This window comes from Citreicella sp. C3M06 (assembly GCF_018860705.1).
Lineage (GTDB): Bacteria > Pseudomonadota > Alphaproteobacteria > Rhodobacterales > Rhodobacteraceae > Salipiger.
This window is the reverse complement of sequence record NZ_JAHKQA010000072.1, coordinates 120,715-146,788: the sequence shown is the minus strand read 5'-3', so window position 1 is coordinate 146,788 and position 26,074 is coordinate 120,715. Positions and strand designations below refer to the sequence as shown.

The 26,074-nt window shown below is 64.5% G+C and carries 20 protein-coding genes; 8 read left to right on the top strand and 12 right to left on the bottom strand.

Going from position 1 to position 26,074, the window contains the following annotated elements; translation table 11 throughout:
- Window positions 1-80: 80 nt before the first annotated feature.
- Window positions 81-1,235 carry an RsmB/NOP family class I SAM-dependent RNA methyltransferase gene (locus KO516_RS15615; RefSeq protein WP_216004707.1) on the bottom strand — a complete coding sequence of 385 codons (1,155 nt, stop codon included), beginning with the start codon at window positions 1,233-1,235 and terminating at the stop codon, window positions 81-83.
- 4 nt (window positions 1,236-1,239) lie between these two features.
- Window positions 1,240-2,688 carry an IMP dehydrogenase gene (guaB, locus tag KO516_RS15610; protein ID WP_216004706.1) on the bottom strand — a complete coding sequence of 483 codons (1,449 nt, stop codon included), beginning with the start codon at window positions 2,686-2,688 and terminating at the stop codon, window positions 1,240-1,242.
- Window positions 2,689-2,901: 213 nt separating this feature from the next.
- Between guaB and KO516_RS15605 the strand changes: the two genes are divergently transcribed.
- A complete protein-coding gene (locus tag KO516_RS15605) occupies window positions 2,902-3,870 on the top strand; it encodes an agmatinase (protein WP_216004705.1) in 969 nt (322 codons plus the stop codon).
- Window positions 3,871-3,988: 118 nt separating this feature from the next.
- Complete coding sequence (locus KO516_RS15600) at window positions 3,989-5,131, top strand: CaiB/BaiF CoA-transferase family protein (protein ID WP_216004704.1); 1,143 nt, start codon at window positions 3,989-3,991, stop codon at window positions 5,129-5,131.
- A gap of 25 nt (window positions 5,132-5,156) precedes the next feature.
- Here the strand turns inward: KO516_RS15600 and prfB are convergent, their stop codons facing one another.
- From prfB to KO516_RS15580, 4 genes are all read right to left on the bottom strand, one after another.
- On the bottom strand, window positions 5,157-6,278 hold the full coding sequence (prfB, locus tag KO516_RS15595; protein WP_216004703.1) for a peptide chain release factor 2: 1,122 nt from the start codon (window positions 6,276-6,278) through the stop codon (window positions 5,157-5,159).
- Between the two features lie 185 nt (window positions 6,279-6,463).
- Complete coding sequence (locus KO516_RS15590) at window positions 6,464-9,001, bottom strand: PBP1A family penicillin-binding protein (RefSeq protein ID WP_216004702.1); 2,538 nt, start codon at window positions 8,999-9,001, stop codon at window positions 6,464-6,466.
- 91 nt (window positions 9,002-9,092) lie between these two features.
- Window positions 9,093-10,310, bottom strand: a complete 1,218-nt coding sequence (locus tag KO516_RS15585; protein ID WP_252737637.1) for an N-acetylmuramoyl-L-alanine amidase — start codon at window positions 10,308-10,310, stop codon at window positions 9,093-9,095.
- Between the two features lie 55 nt (window positions 10,311-10,365).
- Window positions 10,366-11,508: an aminotransferase class I/II-fold pyridoxal phosphate-dependent enzyme gene (locus KO516_RS15580; protein WP_216004701.1), complete on the bottom strand. Its 1,143-nt coding sequence runs from the start codon at window positions 11,506-11,508 to the stop codon at window positions 10,366-10,368.
- Between the two features lie 286 nt (window positions 11,509-11,794).
- Here KO516_RS15580 and KO516_RS15575 point away from each other — a divergent pair, with 286 nt between their 5' ends.
- Window positions 11,795-12,562, top strand: coding sequence for a DsbA family protein (locus tag KO516_RS15575; protein ID WP_216004700.1), 768 nt, complete (start codon window positions 11,795-11,797; stop codon window positions 12,560-12,562).
- 4 nt (window positions 12,563-12,566) lie between these two features.
- Here KO516_RS15575 and KO516_RS24795 read toward each other — a convergent pair whose 3' ends face one another.
- From KO516_RS24795 to hemA, 4 genes are all read right to left on the bottom strand, one after another.
- Window positions 12,567-13,904, bottom strand: coding sequence for an ATP-binding protein (locus KO516_RS24795; protein ID WP_216004699.1), 1,338 nt, complete (start codon window positions 13,902-13,904; stop codon window positions 12,567-12,569).
- Window positions 13,905-13,908: 4 nt separating this feature from the next.
- Window positions 13,909-15,039, bottom strand: a complete 1,131-nt coding sequence (gene ispG / locus KO516_RS15565; RefSeq protein ID WP_216004698.1) for a flavodoxin-dependent (E)-4-hydroxy-3-methylbut-2-enyl-diphosphate synthase — start codon at window positions 15,037-15,039, stop codon at window positions 13,909-13,911.
- A 144-nt stretch (window positions 15,040-15,183) separates the two neighbouring features.
- Entirely contained in the window at window positions 15,184-16,761 is a 1,578-nt protein-coding gene (locus KO516_RS15560) for a helix-turn-helix domain-containing protein (RefSeq protein WP_216004697.1), read from the bottom strand.
- A gap of 330 nt (window positions 16,762-17,091) precedes the next feature.
- Entirely contained in the window at window positions 17,092-18,315 is a 1,224-nt protein-coding gene (hemA, locus tag KO516_RS15555) for a 5-aminolevulinate synthase (RefSeq protein ID WP_216004938.1), read from the bottom strand.
- Between the two features lie 396 nt (window positions 18,316-18,711).
- Here hemA and KO516_RS15550 point away from each other — a divergent pair, with 396 nt between their 5' ends.
- The gene (locus KO516_RS15550; RefSeq protein ID WP_216004696.1) at window positions 18,712-20,085 is read left to right on the top strand and encodes a M20/M25/M40 family metallo-hydrolase; all 1,374 of its coding nucleotides are present in this window, start codon (window positions 18,712-18,714) and stop codon (window positions 20,083-20,085) included.
- 350 nt (window positions 20,086-20,435) lie between these two features.
- Window positions 20,436-20,972, top strand: a complete 537-nt coding sequence (locus KO516_RS15545; RefSeq protein WP_252737635.1) for a hypothetical protein — start codon at window positions 20,436-20,438, stop codon at window positions 20,970-20,972.
- Window positions 20,973-20,976: 4 nt separating this feature from the next.
- Here the strand turns inward: KO516_RS15545 and KO516_RS15540 are convergent, their stop codons facing one another.
- Window positions 20,977-21,849 carry a glycosyltransferase family 2 protein gene (locus KO516_RS15540; protein ID WP_216004695.1) on the bottom strand — a complete coding sequence of 291 codons (873 nt, stop codon included), beginning with the start codon at window positions 21,847-21,849 and terminating at the stop codon, window positions 20,977-20,979.
- Between the two features lie 149 nt (window positions 21,850-21,998).
- Here KO516_RS15540 and KO516_RS15535 point away from each other — a divergent pair, with 149 nt between their 5' ends.
- Window positions 21,999-22,751: a hypothetical protein gene (locus tag KO516_RS15535; RefSeq protein ID WP_216004694.1), complete on the top strand. Its 753-nt coding sequence runs from the start codon at window positions 21,999-22,001 to the stop codon at window positions 22,749-22,751.
- Here KO516_RS15535 and KO516_RS15530 read toward each other — a convergent pair.
- On the bottom strand, window positions 22,739-24,043 hold the full coding sequence (locus KO516_RS15530; protein WP_216004693.1) for a DUF3422 family protein: 1,305 nt from the start codon (window positions 24,041-24,043) through the stop codon (window positions 22,739-22,741). The genes KO516_RS15535 and KO516_RS15530 overlap by 13 nt on opposite strands.
- A 422-nt stretch (window positions 24,044-24,465) precedes the next feature.
- Here KO516_RS15530 and purB point away from each other — a divergent pair, with 422 nt between their 5' ends.
- Together purB and KO516_RS15520 are read left to right on the top strand one after the other, a co-directional pair.
- On the top strand, window positions 24,466-25,773 hold the full coding sequence (purB, locus tag KO516_RS15525) for an adenylosuccinate lyase (protein WP_216004692.1): 1,308 nt from the start codon (window positions 24,466-24,468) through the stop codon (window positions 25,771-25,773).
- Between the two features lie 143 nt (window positions 25,774-25,916).
- Window positions 25,917-26,069, top strand: coding sequence for an adenylosuccinate lyase (locus KO516_RS15520; protein WP_216004691.1), 153 nt, complete (start codon window positions 25,917-25,919; stop codon window positions 26,067-26,069).
- The last annotated feature ends 5 nt before the right edge of the window (window positions 26,070-26,074 follow it).

Below are 26,074 nucleotides of genomic sequence, written 5' to 3'. Positions count from 1 at the left end.
CACCGCAAGATTACATCCACAAGTTGCACCTGACGAGGGAAAAGCCGCGCTAAAATGGAAGTATTACAACGAACCCGCCGTCAGGCCGGCGCTGTCAGGCAGGTCAGAAAGAACCCGTCCCCGCCATCCGAGGGCAGGAACTGCCGCTGAAACGTCACCTCCCAACCGGGCATATCGGCGGTGAATTGCGCAATTCGATCCGTGTTTTCGGGATCGAGCATCGAGCAGGTTGCATAAGCGAGCGTGCCGCCAGCTGCGACCAACGGCGCAGCCCGCTGCAGAATGTCGGACTGGATGTCGGTCAGCTCGCGCAGGCGTTCGGCGGTCAGGCGCCACTTGCCTTCAGGCGCGCGCCGCCATGCACCTGCCCCGGAACAGGGCACGTCGCAGAGCACGACATCATAGCGGCCCTGCGGCTTGGCAACCACCCGGATCTGTGCCCCGGCACGCTGGGCTCGGGCGGGCAGATCCTTCATTCGGGCCGGATCGGCATCATGCGCATCGACCGCCCCGCCACTGTGCGCCGCCATCGCCAGCGCCTTGCCGCCACCGCCCGCGCAATAATCCAGCACCCGCGAGCCGGGCTCAAGCGGCAGCGCAAGCGCGATGGCCTGGCTGGCCACGTCCTGCAATTCGACCAGCCCATCGAGATAAGCCTTTGATCGCGCAACGCCGCGCGCGCCGCCCGTCACCTCGAGCGCGGTCTGCGCCAGCGGATGCGCCACGCTCTCGATGCCTTCAGCGGCCAGCAGCGCCTGCGCCTCGGGCACCGAAAGCTTCGCGGTGTTGACCCGAAGATACACCGGCGCGCGCTGCCTCAGCGCCAGAGCCGAGGGTTCCGCCGCATCGCCAAGACTTTGGGTCCAGACATCGGCGAGCCAGTCCGGCAGGTCCAGCGCCTCGGCCCCTTCGGGCGTGCGTCCGGCGGCGTGTTCGGCGTCGCTCAGCGGCTCTGGCGCATGGCCCTCGCCGGTAAACAGGCTGTCCGGGTCAATCCCGGATTGCCGCAGCAAACCCAGCATCCGCCCCCGCCCGGTGTCAGCCCCACCTTGCGCCGCCGTCGAACGCCAGCGCCGCAGCACGTCAAAGACGTGATCGCGCACCGCAGCGCGGTCCTTGGACCCGGCATAGCGGGCCCCGCGCGACCAGCCGAGCAGGGCCTGCTCGGCAGCCGCGCCCGAAGCGATGCGGTCCAGAATCTCGATCGCCGCCTGTATCCGTGCTGCGGGGGTCATGGGCTCAGCCGATCCGGTAGTTGGGCGACTCGCGGGTGATCTGCACGTCGTGCACGTGGCTTTCCTTGAGCCCGGCGTTGGTGATCTTCACGAAGTTGCAGTTCTGGCGCATTTGCTCGACCGTGGCGTTGCCGGTATAGCCCATCGCCGCGCGCAGACCGCCCACCAGCTGGTGGATTACCGCGCCGGCAGAGCCCTTGTAGGCCACCTGCCCTTCGATGCCCTCGGGCACCAGCTTGTCGGAGGCGGCGTCCTTCTGGAAATAGCGATCCGCCGAGCCGCGTGCCATCGCCCCGAGCGAGCCCATGCCACGATAGGCCTTGAACGAGCGTCCCTGATACAGGATCACCTCGCCGGGCGATTCATCGGTGCCAGCGATCATGCTGCCGACCATGGCGCAGGAGGCCCCCGCCGCGATCGCCTTGGCGAAATCGCCCGAGAACTTGATGCCGCCATCGGCAATGACCGGCACGTCTCCGGCGGCCTTGGCGCAATCCATGATGGCGGTCAGCTGCGGCACTCCGACGCCCGCAACCATACGGGTGGTGCAGATCGAACCCGGCCCGATGCCGACCTTGACCGCATCGGCGCCCGCATCGATCAGCGCGCGCGTCGCATCATAAGTGGCGACATTGCCCGCGATCACCTGCACCTCGTTGGACAGCCGCTTGGCGCGGCTCACCGCCTCAAGCACGCCCTGCGAATGGCCATGCGCCGTATCGACCACGAGGATGTCGACGCCCGCGTCCACCAGCGCCTCGGAGCGTTCCAGCCCGGAGTCGCCAACGCCGGTCGCCGCCGCGACCCGCAGGCGGCCAAGGCCATCCTTGCAGGCGGTCGGGTTGACCACAGCGGTTTCCGTGTCCTTCAGCGTCAGCAGGCCGGTCAGCTTGCCAGCGGCATCCGTCACCAGCAGCTTTTCGATCCGGCGGGCGCGCATCAGGCTGATCGCCTCGTCGCGATCGGCGGGTTCGTGCAGGATGGCAAGGTTCTGCGACGTCATCATCACGCGCACCGGCGTGTCGTCCTTTTGCGCAAAGCGCATGTCGCGGTTGGTGACGATACCGACCACATGATGATTGGCATCGACCACCGGAAAGCCAGTGAAGCCATAGCGTTCCGTCAGCGCCTTGGCGTCGGCAAGGGTCTGGTCGGGGGTCAGCGTCACCGGATTGTAGACGATGCCGGATTCAAACCGCTTGACTCGGCGCACCTGCCGAGCCTGTTCCTCGACCGTCAGGTTCTTGTGGATCACGCCGATGCCACCGGCCTGCGCCATGGTGACGGCCATGCGCGCCTCGGTCACAGTATCCATCGCCGAGCTGAGCAGCGGGATGTTCAGCGCAATGGATTTCGTGACCCACGTGCGGGTGTCGGCGGTGCTGGGAAGCACGCTGGACGCGGCGGGAACGAGAAGGACATCGTCGAAGGTGAGGGCCTCGCGAATCTCCATGGGGGCAGCTCCTTGGGAGGGGATCGGTTGGCACGTCCCTATTGCATGGATGTCCGGCAGGGGAAAGGGCGAAAGGGCACGCGGCGGCATCGACAAGCGCGCCATTGCGCGGCAGCCTCGCTGCCAACATCCATACCTGACGCGACAATCTGCTTGCGGCCCTCACGGCAAGCAGTGAAAATCAAGGGCAATGACCCCTTGCCCGAGAGCCCCATGACCCACGGATACGACAGCGGCCGCCTGAACCTGCCCTTCACCGGCATCTGCACCTTTGCCAGAAAGCCCTATGTCGCCGATTGGTCGCAGATCGACGCCGACGCGGCGATCCTTGGCGCGCCTTTCGATGCGGGCACGCAGTGGCGCGCCGGGGCGCGGTTCGGGCCGCGCGGCGTGCGCGAGGCCTCGACCTTGTTCAGCTTCGGTCACGCCGGAGCCTATGACCACGAAGACGACACCACCTACCTTGGCGAGGACGTGCGCATCGTCGACATGGGCGACGCGGACATCGTGCACACCGATACGATCCAGAGCCATGCCAACATCCGCGCCGGGGTCGAGGCGGCGCTGAACGCCGGCGCGCTGCCGGTGGTGATCGGCGGCGATCATTCGATCAACATCCCCTGCATCGAGGCCTATGAAGGCCACGCGCCCTTTCACGTTCTTCAGATCGACGCCCATCTCGATTTCGTCGACATCCGCCACGGGGTCACGCGCGGCCATGGCAACCCGATGCGCCGCGCCGCCGAAAAGCCGTGGGTCAGCGGGTTGACGCAGGTCGGAATCCGCAATGTCTCATCCACTGCCCGCGACGGCTATGAGGATGCCCGGCAGATGGGCTCGGACATCCTGTCGGTGCGTCAAGCCCGCAAGCTGGGCCCGCAAGGCGTCGCCGCTCGCATTCCTGCCGGGGCTCCGGTGTATATCACCCTTGATATCGACGCCTTCTGCCCGTCTATCGCGCCGGGCACCGGCACACCGTCCCATGGCGGGTTCCTGTATTACGACGTGCTCGAATTGCTGCAAGCGGTGGCGCGCGACCATCCCGTCATCGGCATCGACCTCGTCGAGGTGGCGCCCGATTACGATCCCACCGGCACGACCTCGATCCTTGCGGCGCAGGTGCTGATGAACCTGCTCGGCTTTGTGTTTCACGCGCGAAAGATGCAAACCAAAGCAAGCTGAGCGGGAAAGTCACGTTCGGGGCGAAAACCGGCCAGCCCCGACAAAAGGCTTGCCCGCGAGGCAAACGGCATGACAGCCTGCCCCCAGAGCAGCCCCTCGACAAGAGAGCCAAAGGCCCATGTCGCTTCCCCTTTCCGGCGTCACCGTCGTTGATTTCACCCGGATTCTATCCGGGCCCTTTGCCACGATGATCCTCGCCGACCTCGGCGCGGCGGTGATCAAGATCGAACGCCCCGGAGCGGGCGACGGCGCGCGCACGCTGCCGCCGCTCAAGGATGGCAAGTCGGCCTATTTCGCCGCCGTCAACCGGGGCAAGCGCTCGATGGCGCTCGATTTCGACAAGGCTGATGATCGCGCCGTGCTGGACCGGATCCTCTCGCGCGCCGATGTGCTGGTCGAAAACTTCCGCCCCGGCGTGATGGACAGGCATGGCCTTGGCTGGGATCTGCTGCATGCGCGCCACCCGGCGCTGATCTATGCCTCGGTTACCGGCTTCGGGCAGACCGGGCCGGATGCCAGACGTGCCGCCTATGACGTCATCGTGCAGGCGCGCTCTGGGCTGATGAACCGCACCGGCACACCAGACGCCCCCCGCCGCGCAGGAAGCAGCTTTGGCGATCTGTCGGGCGGCATGTTCCTTGCTCAGGGCATCCTCGCCGCGCTCTACGACCGTGGGCGCACCGGTGTCGGGCGGCGGGTCGATGTCGGGATGCTCGATGCGCAACTGGCCCTGATGGAACAGGCCGTGCCGCAACAGGCCACCGGCGCGACGCCGCCGCCCCATCCCAGCCGCCACCCCTCGATCGCGCCCTGCGAGGCTGTCTCGGCGTCTGACGGCCCCTTCGTGCTGACAGCAGGCACCGAGGCGCAGTTCGAGCGGCTCTGCCTCGTGCTCGACCTGCCCATCGCGCAGGACCCGCGCTTTGCCGACAATGCCGCAAGGCTGGCCAACGCCCGCCTGCTCAAACGCCTGATCGAGGCAGTCACCCTCGAACACCCGCGCAGCCACTGGCTGAGCCGGATGACCGCCGCCGGAGTGCCCTGCGCGCCGATCCAGTCGATGGATCAGGTGATGAAAGACCCGCAGATCGCCGCGCGCAACATGATCGTCGACGTGCTCGACCGCTACGGGCGGGCCAGCTTCAAGGCGGCGGGCAATCCGATCAAGATGTCAGGCATGGAAGATCCGCCCGCCCGCGCGCCCGCGCCGGAACTTGACGGCAACCGCGCCGACATCCTGCGCTGGCTGGAAAAAGACTAGGCGTCAGCTGGAAAACGACGCGGCGTCAGTCGGTCTTGGCGTCGGCACGCGACTTGCCAGACGCCTGCTGCGCCAGCGTCGCCGCCATGAACGGATCCAGCGCGCCGTCCAGAACCCCCTGCGTATCGCTGGTCTCGTGGTTGGTGCGCAGATCCTTGACCATCTGGTAGGGCTGAAGCACGTAGCTGCGGATCTGGTTGCCCCAACCCGCATCGCCCTTGGCCTCGTGCTGGGCATTGATCTCGGCATTCCGCCGGTCCAGCTCCATCTGGTAGAGCCGAGATTTCAGCGCCTTCATGGCGATATCCCGGTTCTGGTGCTGCGACTTCTCCGACGAGGTCACGACGATATTGGTCGGAATATGGGTGATCCGCACCGCCGAGTCGGTGGTGTTGACATGCTGCCCGCCCGCGCCCGACGAACGATAGGTGTCGACGCGGATATCGCTCGGGTTCACCTCGATCTCGATATTGTCGTCGACCACCGGATAGACCCAGATCGACGCAAAGGACGTCTCGCGCGTGCCCTTGCCAAAGGGCGAAATCCGCACCAGCCGGTGCACACCAGATTCCGACTTCAGCCAGCCATAGGCGTTCTGCCCGGAAATCTTGTACCCGCAGGATTTGATCCCAGCCTCGGCACCGGCTTCCTCAAACTGAAGCTCGACCTCGTAGCCGCGCTTTTCCGCCCAGCGGACATACATGCGCTGAAGCATCGCCGCCCAGTCGCAGGCCTCGGTGCCCCCGGCGCCAGCGTTGATCTCCAGAAACGTGTCATTGCCATCGGCCTCGCCGTCCAGCAGCGCCTCAAGCTCCTTCTGCGCGGCCTTCTCGGCCAGCGCCGCCAGCGCGGCCTCGGCGTCGCCGACCACCTCGCCGTCGTCCTCCATCTCGCCAAGCTCGATCAGTTCCAGATTGTCGGACAGGTCCTGCTTGATGGAACTATAGGTCTCCATCGCATCCACCAGCATCTGCCGGTCCCGCATCAGCTTCTGCGCCGCCGCCGGATCGTTCCACAGATTGGGGTCCTCGACCCGCGCATTGAACTCTTCCAGCCGATAGGGCGCAGTCTCCCAGTCGAGCCGCTGGCCCAGCAGGTTCAGCGACTTCTCGATCCGTTCGACGGTCTTCTGGGTCTCGGCGCGCATGGGCTGTCTCTTTCAAGGTTCGCGGGTGGTCAGGGCAACTTAAGGGCGCGACATAAACCAGCCGCCCCGCCCCTTCAAGCGCCGCGCCGCGCCCGCCCTTCATCTTGCCCGATAAACTCCGGGGGTGAGGCCGCAAGGCCGAGGGGGCTGGCCCCCTGCTCCGGCCCGGCCAGGCGCGGTCGATCTCAGTAAAGCCCGCCCGAAGACAAGGTGCCAAAGCTCGCCTTGGGGCCAACGACGGCCTTCTTCCCGGTAGAGGTGGTCACCTCGCGCGAGCGCGTCGAGCCGTCCGGCTGGATCACGTCGAAATTTCCCGACATCGCCCAGCCCCCGTCCAGCGCGATCCCGAACATCGGCTCTTCGCCGCGGCGGAAACATTCCGACACCACATTGGGGCCACTGGCGTTCGGCCCAAGCCGCGCCCCCGAGAAACGGTCCATGTTCATGAACTCGCAATCCTCGGGAACCTTGAACTTGCCGCCGCCGTATTTCTTCACCGCCTGCGTCATGAAGCGCTGGAACACCGGCCCGCACATCGACGCGCCATAAGCGCCCCGACCCAGCGGGCGCGGCGTATCGTAGCCGATATAGCACCCCGCCACGATATTGCTGGTGAAGCCGATGAACCAGACGTCCTTGGCATCGTTGGTGGTGCCGGTCTTGCCCGCCGTCGGCACCCCAAGATCGACCACGCCCGATGCCGTCCCGCGCTGCACCACGCCCTGCATCATCGAGGTCAGCTGATAGGCGGTCACTGGATCCATCATCCGCTCGCGGCTGTCGACGATGCGCGGGCCGCGCCCCGGCGGCAGGTTGGGATCGGCGCAATCCTCACAGACCCGCTCGTTGCCCTTGACGAATTCGTGGTTGTAGATCGTCCGGCCCCAGCGGTCCTGCACCCGGTCGACCAGCGTCGGCTCGACCTTCTCGCCGCCATTGGCGAATTGCGCATAGGCCGAGATCATCCGGAACAGCGTGGTCTCGTCGGCGCCAAGCGCGTTGGCCAACACCCGGCCCATCTGATCGTATACGCCGAATTTCTCGGCGTAGCGCGCCACCGTGTCCATGCCGATCTCTTGCGCCAGACGGATGGTCATCAGGTTGCGCGACTGCTCGATGCCGGTGCGCAGCGGCGTCGGTCCGTAATAGGTGTTCGACGAGTTCTTCGGCCGCCAGACCCCTTGCGGGGTGTCGATCTCGATCGGCGCATCGATGATGATGGTCGACGGCGAATAGCCCGAATCCAACGCCGACGCATAGACGAAAGGCTTGAACGACGAGCCGGGCTGGCGCATCGCTTGCGTGGCGCGGTTGAACACCGAATCCTGATAGCTGAACCCGCCCTGCATGGCGATCACCCGGCCGGTATTCACGTCCATCGCCATGAACGCGCCCTGCACCTTGGGAATCTGCCGCAGCGTCCAGCGGATGAAGGCGCCGCTGTCGTCTTCGGTCATCTCGCGCACATACACCACATCGCCGCGCTTGAAATTGTCGGCAAAGCTGCCGCGAACCCACGAGATATCCTTGCGCGGCACCGAATTGCCGCGCGGATCGTCGCTGGCAATGCCCTCGATCCCCAGCCGCATCGACTGATCGCCGATCTCGAGCACCACTGCGGGCAGCCACTTGCTTTGCAGATCGACGTCCCGCGCCACCGAGGTATTGGCCAGCGCCTCGCGCCAGTCGGCTTCGCTGTCCAGAAGGGCCGCGTCGATGGTCTTGCCGGTGCCATTCCAGCGCCCGGTGCCCCGGTCGTAGTCTTCTAGCGCGATGCGCAGGCTCTCGGCGGCCTTCACCTGCATTTCGGGATCAAGCGTGGCGCGCACCGACAGACCGCCGGAAAAGAATTCCCCTTCGCCGAAATTCTGCGTCAACTGGCGGCGGATCTCGTCGGTGAAATAGTCGCGCGGCGGCAGCGCCTGCTGATAGGGCTCGTAATCACCGTTTTGCACCGACAGCAGCGGCTGGGCCACCTCCTGCTCATAGACCGCCCGGCTGATCACGCCGTTTTCACGCATCTCGCGCAGCACGTAATCGCGCCGCTGTTGCAGGCGTTCCTTGTTGCGCACCGGATGGAAATCCGACGGCGCCTTGGGCATCGAGGCCAGAAACGCCGCCTCGTTGGGGGCAAGCTCGGACAGCGACTTGTTAAAATAGGTCTGCGCCGCGGCGGTCACGCCATAGGAATTCTGGCCAAGGAAGATCTCGTTCATGTAAAGCTCGAGGATCTTTTCCTTGCTCATCGCCTTTTCGACCCGCGCGGCAAGGATGATCTCCTTGATCTTGCGCTCGGCCTGACGGTCGCCAGACAGCAGGAAATTCTTCATCACCTGCTGGGTGATGGTGGAGGCCCCGCGCACGTCGCGCCCGCGCGATTTCACCGCATCAATCGCCGCCGCCGCGATGCCGCGAAGGTCATAGCCCGAATGCTCGTAGAAATTCTTGTCCTCGGCCGAGATGAACGCCTGTTTCACAAGGTCTGGAATCTGGTCGGCGGGGGTAAAAATCCGCCGCTCCTGCGCGAATTCGTCGATCACCCGGCCTTCGGTCGAATAGATCCGACTGATTGTCGGAGGCGTATATTGCGCGAGGCTCTCATGGCTCGGCAAATCCTGACCATAGATCCAGAACACCGCACCGATGGTGATCGCCATCGCGGTCAGGCCCAGCGTGATGAGGCTGAAGATTCCGCCGAAGAAAGAGAGAATGAACCGAGTCACAAGGGCCGCCTTTCAGGATTGCCACGTCCCTTATACCGTCCGTCTACGCGCGTCAAAACACACGCCGGCGTGATGCAAGGCGATTGCCCGCTCACTGCCGGCGCAGACGCGACAGCGCGGCGTCCTCAAGCGACCATGCGGCGATGCCATCGCGGATGCCTGCGGCCATGCCGTTGCGCCAGTCGGGGTCCAGCAGGTTGGCGCGGTCGCGTTCGGTCGACAGGAAGCCCAGCTCGATCAGCACCGAGGGAATGTCGGCAGCCTTGAGCACCGAAAACCCGGCGCGGCGCAGCGGGCGCTTGTGCACCTCGCCCACGGCGTTCTCGATGCCGCCCAGCAGATGCTGCGCCAGCGACAGGCTGCGCGGCCCATTGTCGAGCCGCGCAATATCCAGCAGCACATCGGCGATGCGATCATCCGCCCCGGACAGATCGAGCCCGGCAAGAATGTCATCGCGGTCGTGACGTTCGGCCAGCGCCTCGGAAGCGGCATCCGAGGCCAGCTCGTCGAGCATGTAGACCGAGGCGCCATGCGCGATCCCCTCTTCGATGGCATCTGCGTGCAACGAGATGAACAGATCGGCGCGCGCCTCATGCGCGGCGGCGACCCGCCCTTCGAGCGAGACAAAGACATCCTCGTCGCGGGTCAGCAGAACCTCGTAACCGGCGCGGCGCAGCACGTCGCGCAGCTGGCGCGCGAAGGTCAACATCAGAGCGGCCTCCCTGACACCGCCGCGCTCGGCGCCCGGATCGATGCCGCCATGGCCGGGGTCAAGCACGATGCGCAGCGGCGCGCCCTCGGAGCGCGGCGGGGCTGTCAGCAAGGCTTGCGGGCGATCCCAGCGCGGATCGCGCGACGCACCAGAGCCAGCCTCCATCTCTGCCGCGCTGGCATCCTTTAGCAGAATCGACAGGGTTGCCTGCCCCGACCCCTCGTCGATGGTCATGCCTGCCTCGCGGATCAGCGCCGGGCGGGTCAGTACCGCGACCAGCCGCGACCAGCCCGCGCTGAACGGGCCCATCCGCAGCTCGGCCACATCCTGCGAGCGGTTCATCTGCTCGGCGTCGGCGCCCGCCCAGTCAACCTCGCGAAAGTCGAGCACCAGTCGCGGCGGATCGACCAGCGTAAACGCGCGCCAAGGCACCCCTTGGCTAAGATCGAGCGTCAGCGCCGCCCCCCTGCGGGCATCGACGACCCCGCCGCCCAGATAGCTCGCCCGCCCGCCAAGGCTCTGCGCCAGCGCAGCTTGGCTGAACAACGGCAGCAAAAGCAGCCAAATCAGGATTGCGCGCATAGACCTGCCTGTCATTCTCGTTGCTCCGGACGCTGCAATGCCGACGCGTGTTGGTATGAGAAACCTTTGATTACCGCTGCGCCATGAAGCGCCGCAGCCGGTCCAGCCCTTCGGCGATGTCCGCAGTGCCGCGCGCATAGGAAAAGCGCAGCGTGCCATGGCCGCGCACCGGATCGAAATCCAGCCCCGGCGTCACGGCCACCCCGGCCTTTTCAAGGATTTCCGCCGCAAAGGCCCGGCTGTCCTGCGTCAGCGCGCTGACATCGGCGTAGATATAGAACGCCCCATCCGGCGGCGCGATGCGATCAAAGCCGATCTTCGGTAGTTCGGCCAGCATCATGTCGCGGTTTTTCGCATAGACCGCGAGGTTGGCCTCCAGCGACTCGGTGGCGTCCATCGCCGCCAGCGCCGCGACCTGCGCCGCATGGGGCGGGCAGATGAACAGGTTCTGCGCCAGACGTTCGATCTGGCGCACCTGCGCATCCGGCACCACCAGCCAACCGACGCGCCAACCGGTCATGCAGAAATACTTGGAAAAGGAATTGATCACGCAGACATCGTCTGACACTTCCAGCGCGCTGACCGAGGGCGCGGCGTGTTCGATGCCATGATAGATCTCGTCCGACAGGAAGGCCGCTCCGCGTGACTGGCAGCACCCGATCAGCGCCCCAAGCGCCTCGCGCCCCAGCATCGTGCCCGTCGGATTGGCGGGCGAGGCCAGCAGCAGCCCGTCGAACGAAACGCCTTCGAGATCCGATGGCACCAGCTGATAGCCATTGGCGGCGCTTGCCTCGATCTCGGTCGGCAGCAGATCCAGCGCCTTGAGGATCTGGCGGTAGGACGGATAGCCCGGCCGCCCCAGCGCCACCCGCTGCCCGGCATCGAACAGCGCGGTGAAGGCCAGAACGAAGCCGCCCGAAGAGCCGGGCGTCACCACCACCCGCGCCGGGTCAAGATCGACCCCGTGGCGCTCGCCGTAATAGCGCGCGATCCGCGCCCGCAGCTCTGGCAGCCCCAAGGCAACCGTATAGCCCAGCGGATCGGTTTTCATGCGTGATGCCAGCGCGTCGAGCGCCTCCTTCGGCGCCCCGGCCGATGGCTGGCCGACTTCCATATGGATGATATGCCGCCCCGATGCCTCGGCCTGCCGGGCCGCTTCCATCACGTCCATCACGATGAAGGGATCGACCGCCCCCCGGCTTGAGTTTCGCATCTGGCTCTCCCATGCTGGCATTACTCATCGCATAGAAGCGATACCATCAAGGGTCAATGTCCGCTGCCAACCGCCTGTCTGCCTTGCTCTCAGCGCCCTTGCGGCTGCTCAACTGCCCAACCGGCAGCGCCCACGCATGGCATCGCGCTTGCCGCTACGCCCGGCGCCGTGACGGCGCGCGCAGGATACCGTCGACGCCGCCCGGCGGGCCGGCGTTCTGCACTGAACCGTTGCCGCGCCGCGCCGCGTAGCGCATAACCTCACCGGACAACCTCAGGGAGCCCCCATGTTCAATCGACCGATCCGCACCGCAACCGCGCTGGCCCTTGCCGCGGGACTGGCCCTTCCGGCCGCCGCGCAAGAGTTCGACCCGGCCAGCATGACCCCCGAGCAGCGCGAGGCGTTCGGCGCGCAGGTGCGGGCCTATCTGATGGAAAACCCCGAGGTCATCATGGAAGCCGTCAGCCAGCTTGAAGCGCGGCAGGCGCAGCAGCAGGCCGTCGATGACGAACAGCTGGTGTCCCGCAATGCCGATGCGATCTTTGACGACGGCTATTCCTATGTCGGCGGCAACCCGGAGGGCGACCTCACCATCGTAGAATTCTCGGATTACCGCTGCGGTTATTGCCGCAAGGCCTTCGACGAGGTCGAAGAGCTGATCGCCAGCGATGGCAACATCCGGTTCATCCTCAAGGAATTTCCGATCCTTGGCGAGGCCTCGCTGACCTCGTCGCGCTTTGCCATCGCCACCATGATCGAAGCCGGGCCCGAAGCGTATAAATCGGTGCATGACGCGCTGATGACCCTTGGCGGCGAGCCCTCCGAGCCGGTGCTGCGCCGCCTTGCAACGTCGCTTGGGCTTGATACCGACGCGATCCTTGCCCGCATGTCCGACCCTGAGGTCGACCGTCGCATCTCTGAAACCCGCGCGCTGGCGCAGACCATGCAGATCAACGGCACCCCGAGCTTTGTCTTTGGTGGGCAGATGCTGCGCGGCTACGTGCCGCTTGCGGCGATGCAGCAGATCGCCAGCGAGATCCGCGCCGACGGCTGAGGCCTCAGCCCCGTGCCATGCCTTCGGCCCGGGGCGCGGCGCCCTCCCTTGCAGGCACCGCGGGCAGGTCGAACCAGACCCGCGTGCCCTGCCCGTTCGGCGCTGGCTCGATATGCATCTCGCCAGCGGATTGCTCGACAAAGCCGCGCACCATCGGCAGGCCCAGTCCCGATCCCTGCCCGCGCGGCTTGGTGGTGAAATAGGGTTCGAACACGGTGTCGCGCAGGTGGTCGGGAACACCGCTGCCCGCGTCGGTCAGGCTGAACCGCACCGCCTGCCCCGGCGCGTCGGCGCTTTGGTTGACGGACAGCGTCATCTGCCCGCCATCCGGCATGGCATCGCGCGCGTTGGTGATCAGCTCGAGCAGCGCCGCCTGAAGGCTGGTCGGATCGGCGAACACCGCCGGAAGATTGCGCTCCACGGATATATCCAGCCGATGTTCGGGCCGAAGGATCCGCCCAGCCAGCGCCGGGATCGGCTTCATCATTTCTTCGGGGCTTTCCGAAACCGGGGCCAGCCGCGCATTGCGCGACAAGGCCAGCAGACGTGAGGTCAGCTCGGCCCCGCGCCGCGCTGCGCGCTCTGCCTCGCCGATCAGCTCGTCCCGCTCGCCATCGCGCGCGCTCAGCCGCGCCAGTTCCATGTTGCCCAGAACCACGGTCAGCAGGTTGTTGAAATCATGCGCCACGCCGCCGGTGAATTGCGTCATGCTGCGCTGACGCGCCAGCGCATCCAGGGCGGAACTCCGGGCATTCAGCCTTTGGCGCATGTTGCGAAAGTCGATGGTGACGTGGATGAAGTAAATCAGAATGGCCAGCAGCGCGGCGCTGAGCATCCACGTTTCCATGGTCATCGGCGTCTGATACCACAGCCAGCCAATCCGCAGCAGCGTCATGACCGAGATCAGCCACAGATCGATACGCAATTGCACAGGCAATCGCGAGCGCGCCGACAAGGCGTTGAGCACCGCAGCGTTCAGCAACAGCAAGGACATGATGCGCTGGGTCTCGCCGCCGCTGACCCAAAGCCCGAGCCCCAGCGCGCCATAAACGATCCCGACAAGGACCTGCGTTGCCACGATGCGTCGGATCAGCCGCTTGGGGCCCGTGTCCGGCAGGCGGGCAAGGGCAAGGTGATGCAGCCCCTTCGCCAGAAGAACCGCGATCACCCACGCCAGCACCAGCCCGGGATCGCCCTTGATCACGATGATGCCGCAACAGATTGCCAGCAGCAGATAATACGGCATCTGCCGGGCCGAGAACGGGGCATCGAGCCGCTTGACCTCGGTATAATCGACCTGCTCTTCCGAGATGCCGCCCAAGGTGTCGCGTGCCCCTGTCACCTGGTCATTCCGCGGCTTCGGATGGAATCTCTGCCGCGTCGATCTGGGCGGCCTTTTTCTCGACCTCTTCGACGATGTGGTCGATCATCTGCTCGTTGCTCATCTTGTGGCTGGCCTTGCCGGCAAGGTAGACCATGCCGCTGCCCGCGCCGCCGCCGGTGAAGCCGACATCGGTCATCAGCGCCTCGCCCGGCCCGTTCACCACGCAGCCGATGATCGACAGGCTCATCGGCGTCTTGATGTGTTCCAGCCGCTGTTCCAGCGCCTCGACCGTCTTGATCACGTCAAACCCCTGCCGGGCGCAGGACGGGCAAGAGATGATGTTCACTCCCCGGTGCCGCAGCCCGAGCGATTTCAGGATCTCGTAGCCGACCTTGATTTCCTCGACCGGATCGGCCGAGAGCGAGACACGGATGGTGTCGCCAATGCCCATCCACAGCAGCTGGCCAAGGCCGATGGCGCTCTTGATGGTGCCAGAGGTCAGCCCGCCCGCCTCGGTGATGCCCAGATGGATCGGCTTGTCGGTGACCTCGGCCAGCCCCATGTAGGCGGCTGCCGACAGGAACACATCCGAGGCTTTGACGCTGATCTTGAATTCGTGGAAGTCGTTGTCTTCCAGAATGCGGATGTGATCGAGCGCCGATTCAACCATCGCGTCGGGGCATGGCTCGCCGTATTTCTCCAGCAGGTGGCGTTCGAGCGAGCCGCCGTTGACGCCGATGCGCATCGAACAGCCGTTGTCGCGGGCGGCGGCGATGACCTCGCGCACCCGCTCGGGGCTGCCGATGTTGCCCGGATTGATGCGCAGGCAGGCCGCGCCCGCCTCGGCGGCCTCGATGCCGCGCTTGTAGTGGAAATGGATGTCAGCGACGATCGGCACCGGGCTTTCGCGCACGATTTCCTTCAGCGCCTTGGCGCTGGCCTCGTCGGGCACCGAAACACGCACGATATCGGCCCCGGCGTCGGCCGCGCGCTGCACCTGTGCCACCGTGGCGGCGACATCGGTGGTGATGGTGTTTGTCATGGTCTGGACAGAGATCGGAGCGTCTCCGCCCACCGGGACATTGCCCACCATGATGCGACGCGACGCGCGCCGCTCGATGTTGCGCCATGGACGAATGGGATTGTGGCTCATACCTGCAGGACCTCCGCGGGACGATGGGTATTTTCTTGGCCCTACCTAACGCCCCAGCGGGCTCAAGACCAGAGACGTCACCTTTACGTCAAGGTCAGACTCGCGAAAATGCGCGTTCGCTCGGGCGGTGCCTGACAGGTTGGACTATTCTGTGAGGGCGGCGCTGTTCAATTCTGCCACCACACGTTCAAGATCGGAATCCTGGGCGATATCCGCAACCTGATAGCTCTTGGTCAGGTTGTCGACCGACAACGCGAGGTTCTTGGTGACCTTGCCACTGCTGCCAGCCGGACCGTAGGTCTGGCCGTTGACCGCGAAATAGACCGCGCCGGATTCTCCCACCCGCAGGGTCGCGGGCTCTTCGGTGGCGGGCAGTTTGAAGGTGTCGCCAGCGTTCATGATCGCCTCGTAGATCACCGAACCATCGGCGGCGCGCACGCGCACCCAAGCCGGGCGTACCGCGATCATCGTCACACCGGGCGCGCCGTCTTCCAGCACCTTGGGCTGGCCGGGCACGCCCTGCACGCTGGCAAACTGCGGGCGATCCGCAAGCATCCGGTCCAGATCGGCATCTTTCGACAGATCGGCGGGGCTCAGCACCGCTGCCAGCAGGTCGGGCTGCAGCGACAGATCGCGGGTGGTGCGACCAGCGGGGCCGACCGGACCGTAGGTCTGGCCGTTAATGGCAAGGTACACCGCGCCGGATTCCCCGGCGTTGAGCTGGGCATCCGCCTGATCCGCAGGAACGGTCCAGGTCTCGCCCGCGTTCATCACACCTTCGTGCAGCACGCTGCCATCCGCGGCGCGCACCCGCACCCATGCCGGGCGCACGGCAACCACCGTCACCTCCCCCGGAGCCGAAACCTGCGCCAGACGCTCCGAGCCATCGGGCGAGGCGAGAGACTTGGGCGCAGAGCCGCGATTGGCAAAGACCCCTACCGTCGACGGATCGAGCGACGAGATCGGCGCATCACGCGCCACCAGCACCGGCACATCAAGCGCCTGCGGTCGATAGAGCCGATCCATCGCCTCGGCAGAGGGCGGCGTAAAGGCGCCGATGCCAGCGATCTCATCCTCCGGCGCTTCGCCTGCGCGGGTCGCGGCCTCAAGAGGATCAAGCTCGCTCAGCACAACCGGGGTCTGATCGACCGGGGCCAGCTGCACCCGCTGCACCTCGCGCAGAACGGCGTAACCGCCATAGCCGATGCCCCCGATCAGCGCGATCAGCACCAGCATCGAACCAACGGCCCCCGGCTCGATCCGCGACAACAGGCTGTCGCCACGCGGCACGAAGGGCATCTTGGGATCGCGGAACGGGTCGCGCGCCACCGGGCGCGGCATGTCGCTGACAGAGGCGCTGCCGACCGAGGCCTTGCGGATGGTCGATGCCTTCTCGGACATGCCATGCGCAACGAAGAAGCCGCTTTCATTGCAGAACTGGCCGAAGCACTCATCGGGATCCATGCCAAGGTATCGCGCGTAAGAACGCACGTAACCGGCGATAAAGCCCGGAGTATCAAAAGCAGAAGGGTCGCAATTCTCGATCGCTGCGATGTAGCTTGCCTTGATGCGCAGCTCGCGCTGAACATCCAGAAGGGACTTGCCCATCGTCGCACGTTCGCCGCGCATGACATCACCAAGCTTCAACGAGTAATCGTCGAAGCCGCGAGGCCGAACCACGGCCGCGCCGTCAGCCTTGCGTGAGGATTTCCGCCCGATCATGCGTTCAACCCGATTACCGCTGTCCCAATGCCGCCCAATCACGCCTGCGCGATTCGCGATGCGCTTCTTATTGAGATTAGGTTAGCACATCACAACTGGTTTTACACAGCAACGGCGCGCATAAGCGTGGTTCCGCACATGTCGAAAGCCTGCCCCCGGCCAGCGGCGTTAGCGCCAACCAAGGGCAACCCGCATGAATAGCTGGAAAAATCGAGGGTTTGTCGATCTGGTGAACTGCGGTTGTAAAGATATTGTCAAATCAAGAAAAAAGCCTTCCACCAGCGGGAGAAGGCTTGTTTTCGAGGCAATGAGATCAGCCGCGAGAGGGGATCAGGCGCTCATCTCCTGACGGTTGAGCGCGCAATGCGACCACAGCGCATCCATCGCCCGGACCAGCACATCCATCTCTGCTGCGCCATGCACCGGAGACGGCGTAAAGCGCAATCTTTCGGTGCCGCGCGGCACTGTCGGAAAATTGATCGGCTGCACATAGATGCCGTAGCGATCCAGCAGCATGTCCGACAGCACCTTGGTGTGCTTGGGATCGCCGACAATGACCGGCACGATGTGGCTGCCGTGGTCGATGATCGGCAGGCCCATCGCCTTGAGCCGGGTCTTCAGGATCCGGGCCTGGGTCTGGTGACGCTCGCGCAGCGTGGCATCAACCTTGAGATGCGCAATCGACGCCGCCGCCCCGGCCGCCACGGCGGGCGGGATCGAGGTGGTAAAGATGAAGCCCGGCGCGTAAGAGCGGACGGCGTCACACATTTTCGAAGACGCCGCGATATAGCCGCCAAACACCCCGAATGCCTTGCCCAGCGTGCCGTTGATGATGTCGATGCGATGCGTGAGCTGGTCGCGCTCGGACACGCCGCCGCCGCGCGGGCCGTACATGCCCACCGCGTGCACCTCATCAAGATAGGTCAGCGCGCCGAATTCGTCGGCCAGATCGCAGATCGCTTCGATGGGGCCGAAATCGCCATCCATCGAATAGACCGATTCAAAGGCGATCAGCTTGGGGGTGCGGGGATCGTCTGCCGCGAGCAGCTCACGCAGATGCGCCAAGTCATTGTGCCGAAAGATCCGCTTGGCCCCGCCGTTGCGCTTGATGCCTTCGATCATCGAGGCATGGTTCAGCTCGTCGGAATAGATGATCAGGCCGGGAAAGAGCTTCGGCAGGGTCGACAGCGTGGCATCGTTGGCGATGTAGGCCGACGAGAAAACCAGCGCGCTTTCCTTCTGGTGCAGATCGGCCAGCTCGGCTTCGAGCCGCTTGTGATAGACCGTGGTGCCCGAGATGTTGCGCGTGCCGCCCGAACCCGCGCCGGTGGCATCAATCGCCTCATGCATCGCCGCCAGCACCGCCGGGTGCTGCCCCATGCCCAGATAATCATTGCCGCACCACACGGTGATCGGCGTTTCAGAGCCGTCGGTCTTGCGCCATGTGGCGTGAGGAAACTGCCCGTTCTTGCGCTCGATGTCGATGAAGGTGCGGTAGCGGCCTTCGTCGTGCAGGCGGTTCAGGGCTTCGTCGAGCTTCGCGGTGTAATCCACCGGCATCTCCTCGTTGATCATGGCCGCACCTTCTTGTCTGTCAGTCGTCTTTGGTTGTGCGGCGTCTTCGGGTTGGCTTGTCCCGCATTCACAGTCGTGAATAAATAACGTCCGTACATCTTTATGTCCACGCTTTATCGCCATTCTAGCCGCGCCCTCCTTGATTTGCATCAAGACTTAAGGATGGCAATGCGACGCTCTGTCCACCGCACAACAGACGCATTGCCCCACCCGCCAAGGCGCAGGGGAGCGGCCACGGACTGAATCTGCGGCACACGCGTCGCCGGGCTGGTGATGATTGGTCTCGTGGTCGTGACGTTGCCGTGCAGGGGGTGTACTGGACACCCCGTGCGCCGCTGCTAGGCTCGCGCCAAAGTGACCGTGAAAGGACCCCCCATGTCTCTCGATGCCGTTCTCGCCCGGATCGATTCCGACCTGCCCGCCGCCACCGAACGGCTTCTGGAACTGCTGCGAATCCCGTCGATTTCGACCGATCCGGCCTATAAGGCCGATTGCGACCGCGCCGCCGACTGGCTGGTGGCCGACCTGCAATCGCTGGGCGTGAGCGCCTCGAAACGCCCGACGCCGGGCCATCCGATGGTGGTGGGCCATTACGACGGCGATGGCCCGCATATCCTGTTCTATGGCCATTACGATGTGCAGCCGGTCGATCCGCTGTCGCTGTGGAAGCGCGACCCGTTCGATCCCGCGATCGAAGACACGCCCAAGGGCAAGGTGATCCGCGGGCGCGGCGCAGCGGATGACAAGGGCCAGCTGATGACCTTTATCGAGGCTTGCCGCGCCTTCAAGGCCGAGCATGGCAAGCTGCCCTGCAAAATCACCTTCTTCCTTGAGGGCGAAGAGGAAAGCGGTTCGCCCTCGCTGATCCCTTTCATGAAGGAAAACGCCGACGAGCTGAACGCCGAGCTGGCGCTGATCTGCGATACCGGGCTGTTCGAATCCCGCGTGCCGGCGATCATGACCATGCTGCGCGGCCTGCTGGGCGAGGAATTTACCATCACCGGCCCCGACAAGGATCTGCATTCGGGCATGTACGGCGGGCTTGCGATGAACCCGGCGCGGGTGATGACCCGCATCCTCGGGCAGCTCTTCGACGACAATGGCGTCATTCAGGTGCCCGAGCTCTACGAAGGCGTGCCGGTGCTGTCGAACGAGCTGAAAGCGCAATGGGAAGGGCTGGGTTTTGACCATCAGCGCTTCCTTGGTGATGTCGGCCTGTCCGAGCCCGCCGGGGAAGCGGCGGTCAGTCCGCTCGAAATGATCTGGGCGCGCCCCACCGCCGAGATCAACGGACTCTGGTCCGGCTATACCGGCGCGGGGTTCAAGACGGTGCTGCCGTCGGAAGCCTCGGCCAAGATCAGTTTTCGCCTTGTCGGCACGCAGGATCCCCACGCCATCCGCAAGAACTTTCGCGCCTGGGTCGAGGCGCAGCTGCCCGCCGATTGCAAGATCGCGTGGAAGGATCACAGCTGTTCGCCCGCTGCGCAGATGTCGACCGAGCACCCCGCATTCGAGGCCGCGCGCGCCGCGCTGACCGATGAATGGCCCAATCCGGCGGCCTATGCGGGCTGTGGTGGCTCGATCCCGATCGCGGGCTATTTCAAGTCTATTCTGGGTATGGATGCGATGCTGGTCGGCTGGGGCAAGGATGACGACCAGATCCATTCTCCGAACGAAAAATACGACCTTGAGAGCTTTCACAAGGGCACGCGCAGCTGGGCACGCATTCTGGCTGCCATGGCGGGCTGATCCATCACAGCGTCGCGACGATCGTGCAAGGGCGGGAGCGATCCCGCCCTTCGGCATTCCAAGCTCGCCCTTCTCGGCGGCTGCGCGCCGCGACGCTGAATCGCTTCAGGGCCTTGAGCCTGTACAATTTTTAACAGGGTTTAGAGAACGAGTGGACCCAACGCGGTGAATCCGCGACTTCGGCGCAATCGGCCACATGCCCGCCATATTTCATTCCTAGCGTTCAATACGTGGTCATCACCTGCGCTGCCGCAGGACACCGCCCGGGACGGACAGAGCCAAGCCATGCGAAGCCCGGTCCGGTACGTTGGAACGCAAAGACGCTTCGAAGTGTGACAGGGACAGAGCCGATGAAGAAACATGCCTTCCGCAAGATGACGCAGGATGATTTCCAGGCTCGTATCAAGCGAGTCGATCCCTGCTATGTGCAAGCGAGCCGCAGACCAGATTCGACGACGCCCCCAGCACCTTCGCGCCCGTTCGTATCGCTGCTGCTTGGCTTCGGCTGGGCCTTTGTCTGCCTCTCAGTCGCCCGCAACCGCGATTCCATCGAAACAAGCCTGCTTCGCGGCAAGCTCGACACCCAGTATCACGACTACATCTTTTACGGGCTGGCAGCGTTGCTGGCGATCTCGGCAGTGATGCTGGCGATGCATCTGCTGCGTTACCTTTTCGCCTGCACGCGCGGGGCCACAAAGGGAAACTCTGGCGGGCTGCTGTTTGGCGCGATGCTGGCCGCTGGCTTTGTCTATACGCCCGACAGCGTCTTCGAGGCGGCTTTCGGCCTGCTGGACACCAACTCGCGCTCGCTGATCGTTGCTGCTGCCGACAAGATGCCTGTCGATCTGGGCAACATCGCCTTCGTGTCGTCAACCGGCGGTTACTGAGCGTTCAGAACAGCCCGAAGAACCGCTCTGGCAGGCAATATTGCTGGTCATACTCCGGCCGGTCGAACTGCCAGAATCCCGTATCGCCACGGGGTTTCCAGCTGCGCTTCATCCGCTTGCGCACCCAGCCAAGATCGAACCCGTCCTGCATCCTGAGCCCGGCAAAGCGGTCAAACACCGCTCGGTCTTCGCCCCGCGCCTCGGCAAACCAGTGTCGACCGATGGCCGCCTCTTCAACGCCCGCGCCGACCGCGCCTGTCATGGCATTGCGCCGGTCCATCGTCGCGCTATAGGTCGCGAGATCGCAGAATTTCAGATGGAACAGGTAAAGCGGATCGGGCACATGCAGCGTTTCGGCCTGAGTGAAATGCCCGCCCCGCGCGATCTTGGTGCCCATCGAAAGCACGCAGGGCTTTGAATAATGCGGCGCAAGCCGCACATGGCGCCGCGCCCCAAGGATGCCCGCGCCCAGCGGCTCGGTTTCGATCTCGGGGCGGTGGATCACCTCCAGCCCAAGCGGTGTCAGCACCCGCCGACCGGGCTGTGCGCGCAGCCAGTCCAGCAGAGCTCCGGCTTCGGGATCGAGCACCACCAGCTCGTCGACATCGCCAACGATCACATGGCGGTAATAGCCGCGCAGCCCCGCCACCAGCCCGTTCAGCAGCCGCCAGCGTTTCATGTCGAAATTCCGGTGCAGATCGCCGGGAATGCCGATGAGGTTGCAACCCTCGGCAATGCGGGCGACCTCGGGCTCGTGACCATGGTTGACCACGGTGCAATTCTCGCGCCCCAGCAGGTCGCCGTAATAGCGCACCCATGTTTTCAGGAAGACCGGATCGTCCCGCACCATGGTGACTGCCGCGCAAATGCTCTGCATCAAGATCTCTTTCGTGTCATCGCCTGCCCGGGTACGAAGCGGCGCACGCCTCGTGCTGACACGAACTCTAGCCGCGAGGGGCCGGAAAGACTATCGCCCAGAGGCCGCAGCGCGGGTAACATTCTGAAAATCGACGGTGAGGCAGGGTCATGATTTCCGAGGCATTCCCAGAAACCGGCTGGCAGATCGCCCATGATGGCGGCGCGATCACCCGCTTTCAGGTGTTCGGAGAGCGCTCGTCGGGAACCAATTTCGTCAAGCGATTACTGGGCCGCAACACCGCGCTGGTCCCGACCGAGGCGCTGGGATGGAAACACGCCCTGCCCCATATGACGGCGATCCCGGCGGATACGGCGGCGGTCTGCGTGATCCGCCACGCCGAAGATTGGGCGCGCTCGATGCACGCCAAGCCGTGGCATTGCCCGCCGCAGATGCAGGCGCTCGAATTCGCCGATTTCCTGCGCGCCGAATGGGCCACCATCGCCGACCGTGAACGCTATTTCCCGCCGCTCAAGACGATTGGCGGCGTCGGACAACCCTTGCAACTGGATCGCCACCCGTTGACCGGCCTGCCCTATGCCAATCTGTTCGCATTGCGCCGGGCCAAGATCGAAGGGTTGCTGAGTTTTCTGAACCGCGGCTGCACGATGATCCTGTGTCGCCTCGAGGCGGTGCAAGGCGCACCGCGCGATTTCGTCGCTGCAATCGAGCAGAGCCTGGCGCTGCCACCTGCGCCGCAGGGGTTCCGCCCGGTGACAAAACGGCTTGGCGCGCGCTTTGTGCCATCAGTCGCGCCGCGCCCCGCAACACCGCCGCAGCTGTCCAAAAACGACCTGACCTTCCTGCGCAGCCAGATCGACCTCGGAACAGAGGCCGCTTTGGGCTATCTCTACCGTGGTTGATGCCCGTCCTTTTCAACCGCAGATCGGATGCGGCGCAACCCGAGCCACACCGCAAGCACGACCGGCGGCACCGCCAGCGCCGTCAGCATGCCCTTACTCATGCCGATCACATCCGCCAGCGGGTACAGCAGATATCCCACCAGTGACACCGCGTAATAGCTGATCGCCACCACCGACAGCCCCTCGACGGTATGTTGCAACCGCAATTGCAGGTCGGCGCGGTGGTTCATGCTTTCCAGCAAATCCTGATTTTGCGCCGAGCGCTTCACCTCGACCCGCGTGCGCAGCAGATCGCCCGCGCGCACGGCCCGCGCCGACATTGACTCCAGCCGCTTCTCGGCGCTCTTGACGGTGCGCATCGCCGGATCAAAGCGGCGCGCCATGAATTCGCGAAACGTCTGCCGACCGCCACACCGCTCTTCGCGCAAAACCGCGATGCGCTGCGTTACCAATGCCTCGTAAGCCTCTGTCGCAGATAGACGAAAGGCCGTCTGCGCCGAGAGTGTCTCAAGCTCGGACGACACCCGCAGCAGCGCCGTCAGCGTCTCTTCCTCGGGCGCATCGCCATGGGTCATCGCGGTCATCAGCCGGGTAAGCTCCTCATCGATCTCGGTCATCCGGCCAGCGATGGCCCGCACGCGGGTAAAGCCAAGCATCGACATCGCCTTATAGGTCTCGATCTCGCACAGGCGCTGCACCACGCGGCCAACCCGTCGCTCGCCGACCCCGCGCCGCGGGAAGACGGCAAACCGCAGATGTCCGCCCTGATCGATGCGAAAATCCCCCGCCACGATCATCGCATCATCCAGCACCGACGACACCGCCATGCTCTCGGTGACCAGCCACGCGTTCGCCAGAAGATTCACGTCGGCGTCATGGTCCGCCCGCTCACAGATCCGGATCATCGCCGAGGTCACCCGCACGCCCGGCGCGCTCTCCAGCCAGTCATCGGGAAACACGTCGAAATCCGCTGGATCGAAAGGCCGCTCGCCCAGCCCGGCAAGAAACACCGTATAAGACACAAATTCCGTGTGCTGCTCCCATTTGAGCACATGCTGCCCAATGGCCGCGGTAAAATGCGTCGCCCCCGGCTGCGGATGCTGCGTGCCATAGCGATCGAGCAACGCGATCAAATGCGCCAGATCCTTGGCCCGATCCCGAGAAGAGGCATCCTGCGCCTTCTTGATCGCAAGATACACCGCCCGGCAGGGTGCCTTCAAAGACGGAAACGGGCGCGCGTGCAACTCGTTGGCAAGCTGATAGCGCAGCGGGTGATCCTGAATCGGCGGCATCGGGGCAGTCCTGACAATATGATTGATGGAAACCTACAGGCCCGTCGCGCCAAAGCAAGACATTTAATCTATATATTTCAGAGAGTTAAATGAATACTTCGGCATACCGAACCGAAAGCCCATAAAATCGGCGGCCCTGCAACTGGTTTCGCACGGCGAACGCCGCTCTGTACCGTCCTCCATACTGCCCTGTGCGCCTCAATGCGGCAATCAACCAGCTGCCCCGCCCCCAAAACCACCCAAAGGCACCCCGCGCCCACCCTTCTTCTGGCCGCAAATATCCCGGGGGTGTGGGGGCTGGCCCCCACTGCGAGCGTTCAGTGCAGCACCGCGCCGCGCCCATCACGCCCCCTGCACACTTGCCGCGCGGCCCCTTCCGCCCTATGACCCGCACAATTCCAGCGCAATCCCGAGGACCGCCGATGATCCCCCGCTATTCCCGCCCTGAAATGGTCGCCATCTGGGACCCCGCCACCAAATTCCGCATCTGGTACGAGATCGAAGCCCATGCCTGCGATGCCATGGCCGCACTCGGGGTGATCCCGAAAGAAAACGCCGAGGCGGTCTGGAAAGCCAAGGATGTAGAATTCGACGTCGCCCGCATCGACGAGATCGAGGCTGTGACCAAACATGACGTCATCGCCTTCCTGACCCATCTTGCCGAACATGTCGGCAGCGACGAGGCACGCTTCGTGCATCAGGGCATGACCAGCTCCGACGTGCTCGACACCTGCCTCAACGTGCAACTGGTGCGCGCCGCTGACATCCTGCTCGACGGCGTCGACAAAGTGCTCGCCGCGCTGAAGAAGCGCGCCTTCGAGCACAAGGACACCGTGCGCGTCGGGCGCAGCCACGGCATCCACGCCGAGCCGACCACCATGGGCCTGACCTTCGCGCGTTTTTACGCCGAGATGGACCGCAACAAGAACCGGCTCGAAAAGGCCAAGTGGGAAATCGCCACCGGCGCGATCTCGGGCGCGGTCGGCACCTTCGCCAACATCGACCCGGCGGTCGAGGAACATGTCTGCGAAAAGCTCGGCCTGCGCCCCGAGCCGATCAGCACCCAGGTCATCCCACGCGACCGTCACGCGATGTTCTTTGCCACGCTGGGCGTGATCGCGTCGAGCATCGAGAACATCGCCATCGAAATCCGCCACATGCAGCGCACCGAAGTGCTCGAAGGGGCGGAATTCTTCTCGATGGGTCAGAAGGGCTCGTCGGCGATGCCGCACAAGAAGAACCCGGTGCTGACCGAAAACCTCACCGGGCTGGCCCGGTTGGTGCGCATGACGGTGATCCCGGCGATGGAGAACGTGGCGCTCTGGCACGAGCGTGACATCTCGCACAGCTCGGTCGAGCGCGGCATCGGGCCGGATGCGACCATCACGCTTGACTTCGCGCTGAACCGGCTTGCTGGCGTTGTCGACAAGATGATCATCTATCCGCAGAACATGCTGGACAACATGAACAAGTTCCCCGGTCTGGTGATGTCTCAGCGGGTGCTTCTGGCGCTCACGCAGGCCGGCGTATCGCGCGAGGACGCCTATTCCATGGTGCAGCGCAATGCGCTGAAGGTTTGGGAGGAACGGCTCGATTTCCGCGAGTTGCTGCTGGGGGATGACGCCGTGGTGACAGCTCTTGGCGTCGATGGCATCAACGAGAAATTCGACATGGGCTACCACACCAAGCATGTCGACACCATTTTCCGGCGGGTGTTCGGCGAAGGCTGACACTGCGAGCGGGGGCCAGCCCCCGCACCCCCGGAGTTTAAGGGCAAGATGAAGGGGCGGGCCGCGCTTGGAGCCGAACGGCTTTTCTGCACGGATCGGTAGAATCATGATAGTCTGCGTTTAGTCTGACAGGAGGACGCACCATGACGATCAAGGCAATACTGACCGCCATCGCCCTCGTTTGGGCGCCCGCGTTTGCGTGGGCCTGCGCTGCGCATGAAGACGCCAGAATGACCTGCGCCGAGGGTGCGGTTTACGACTCAGCGACCCATAGCTGCAAGGTCGTTTCGGGCTGATCATC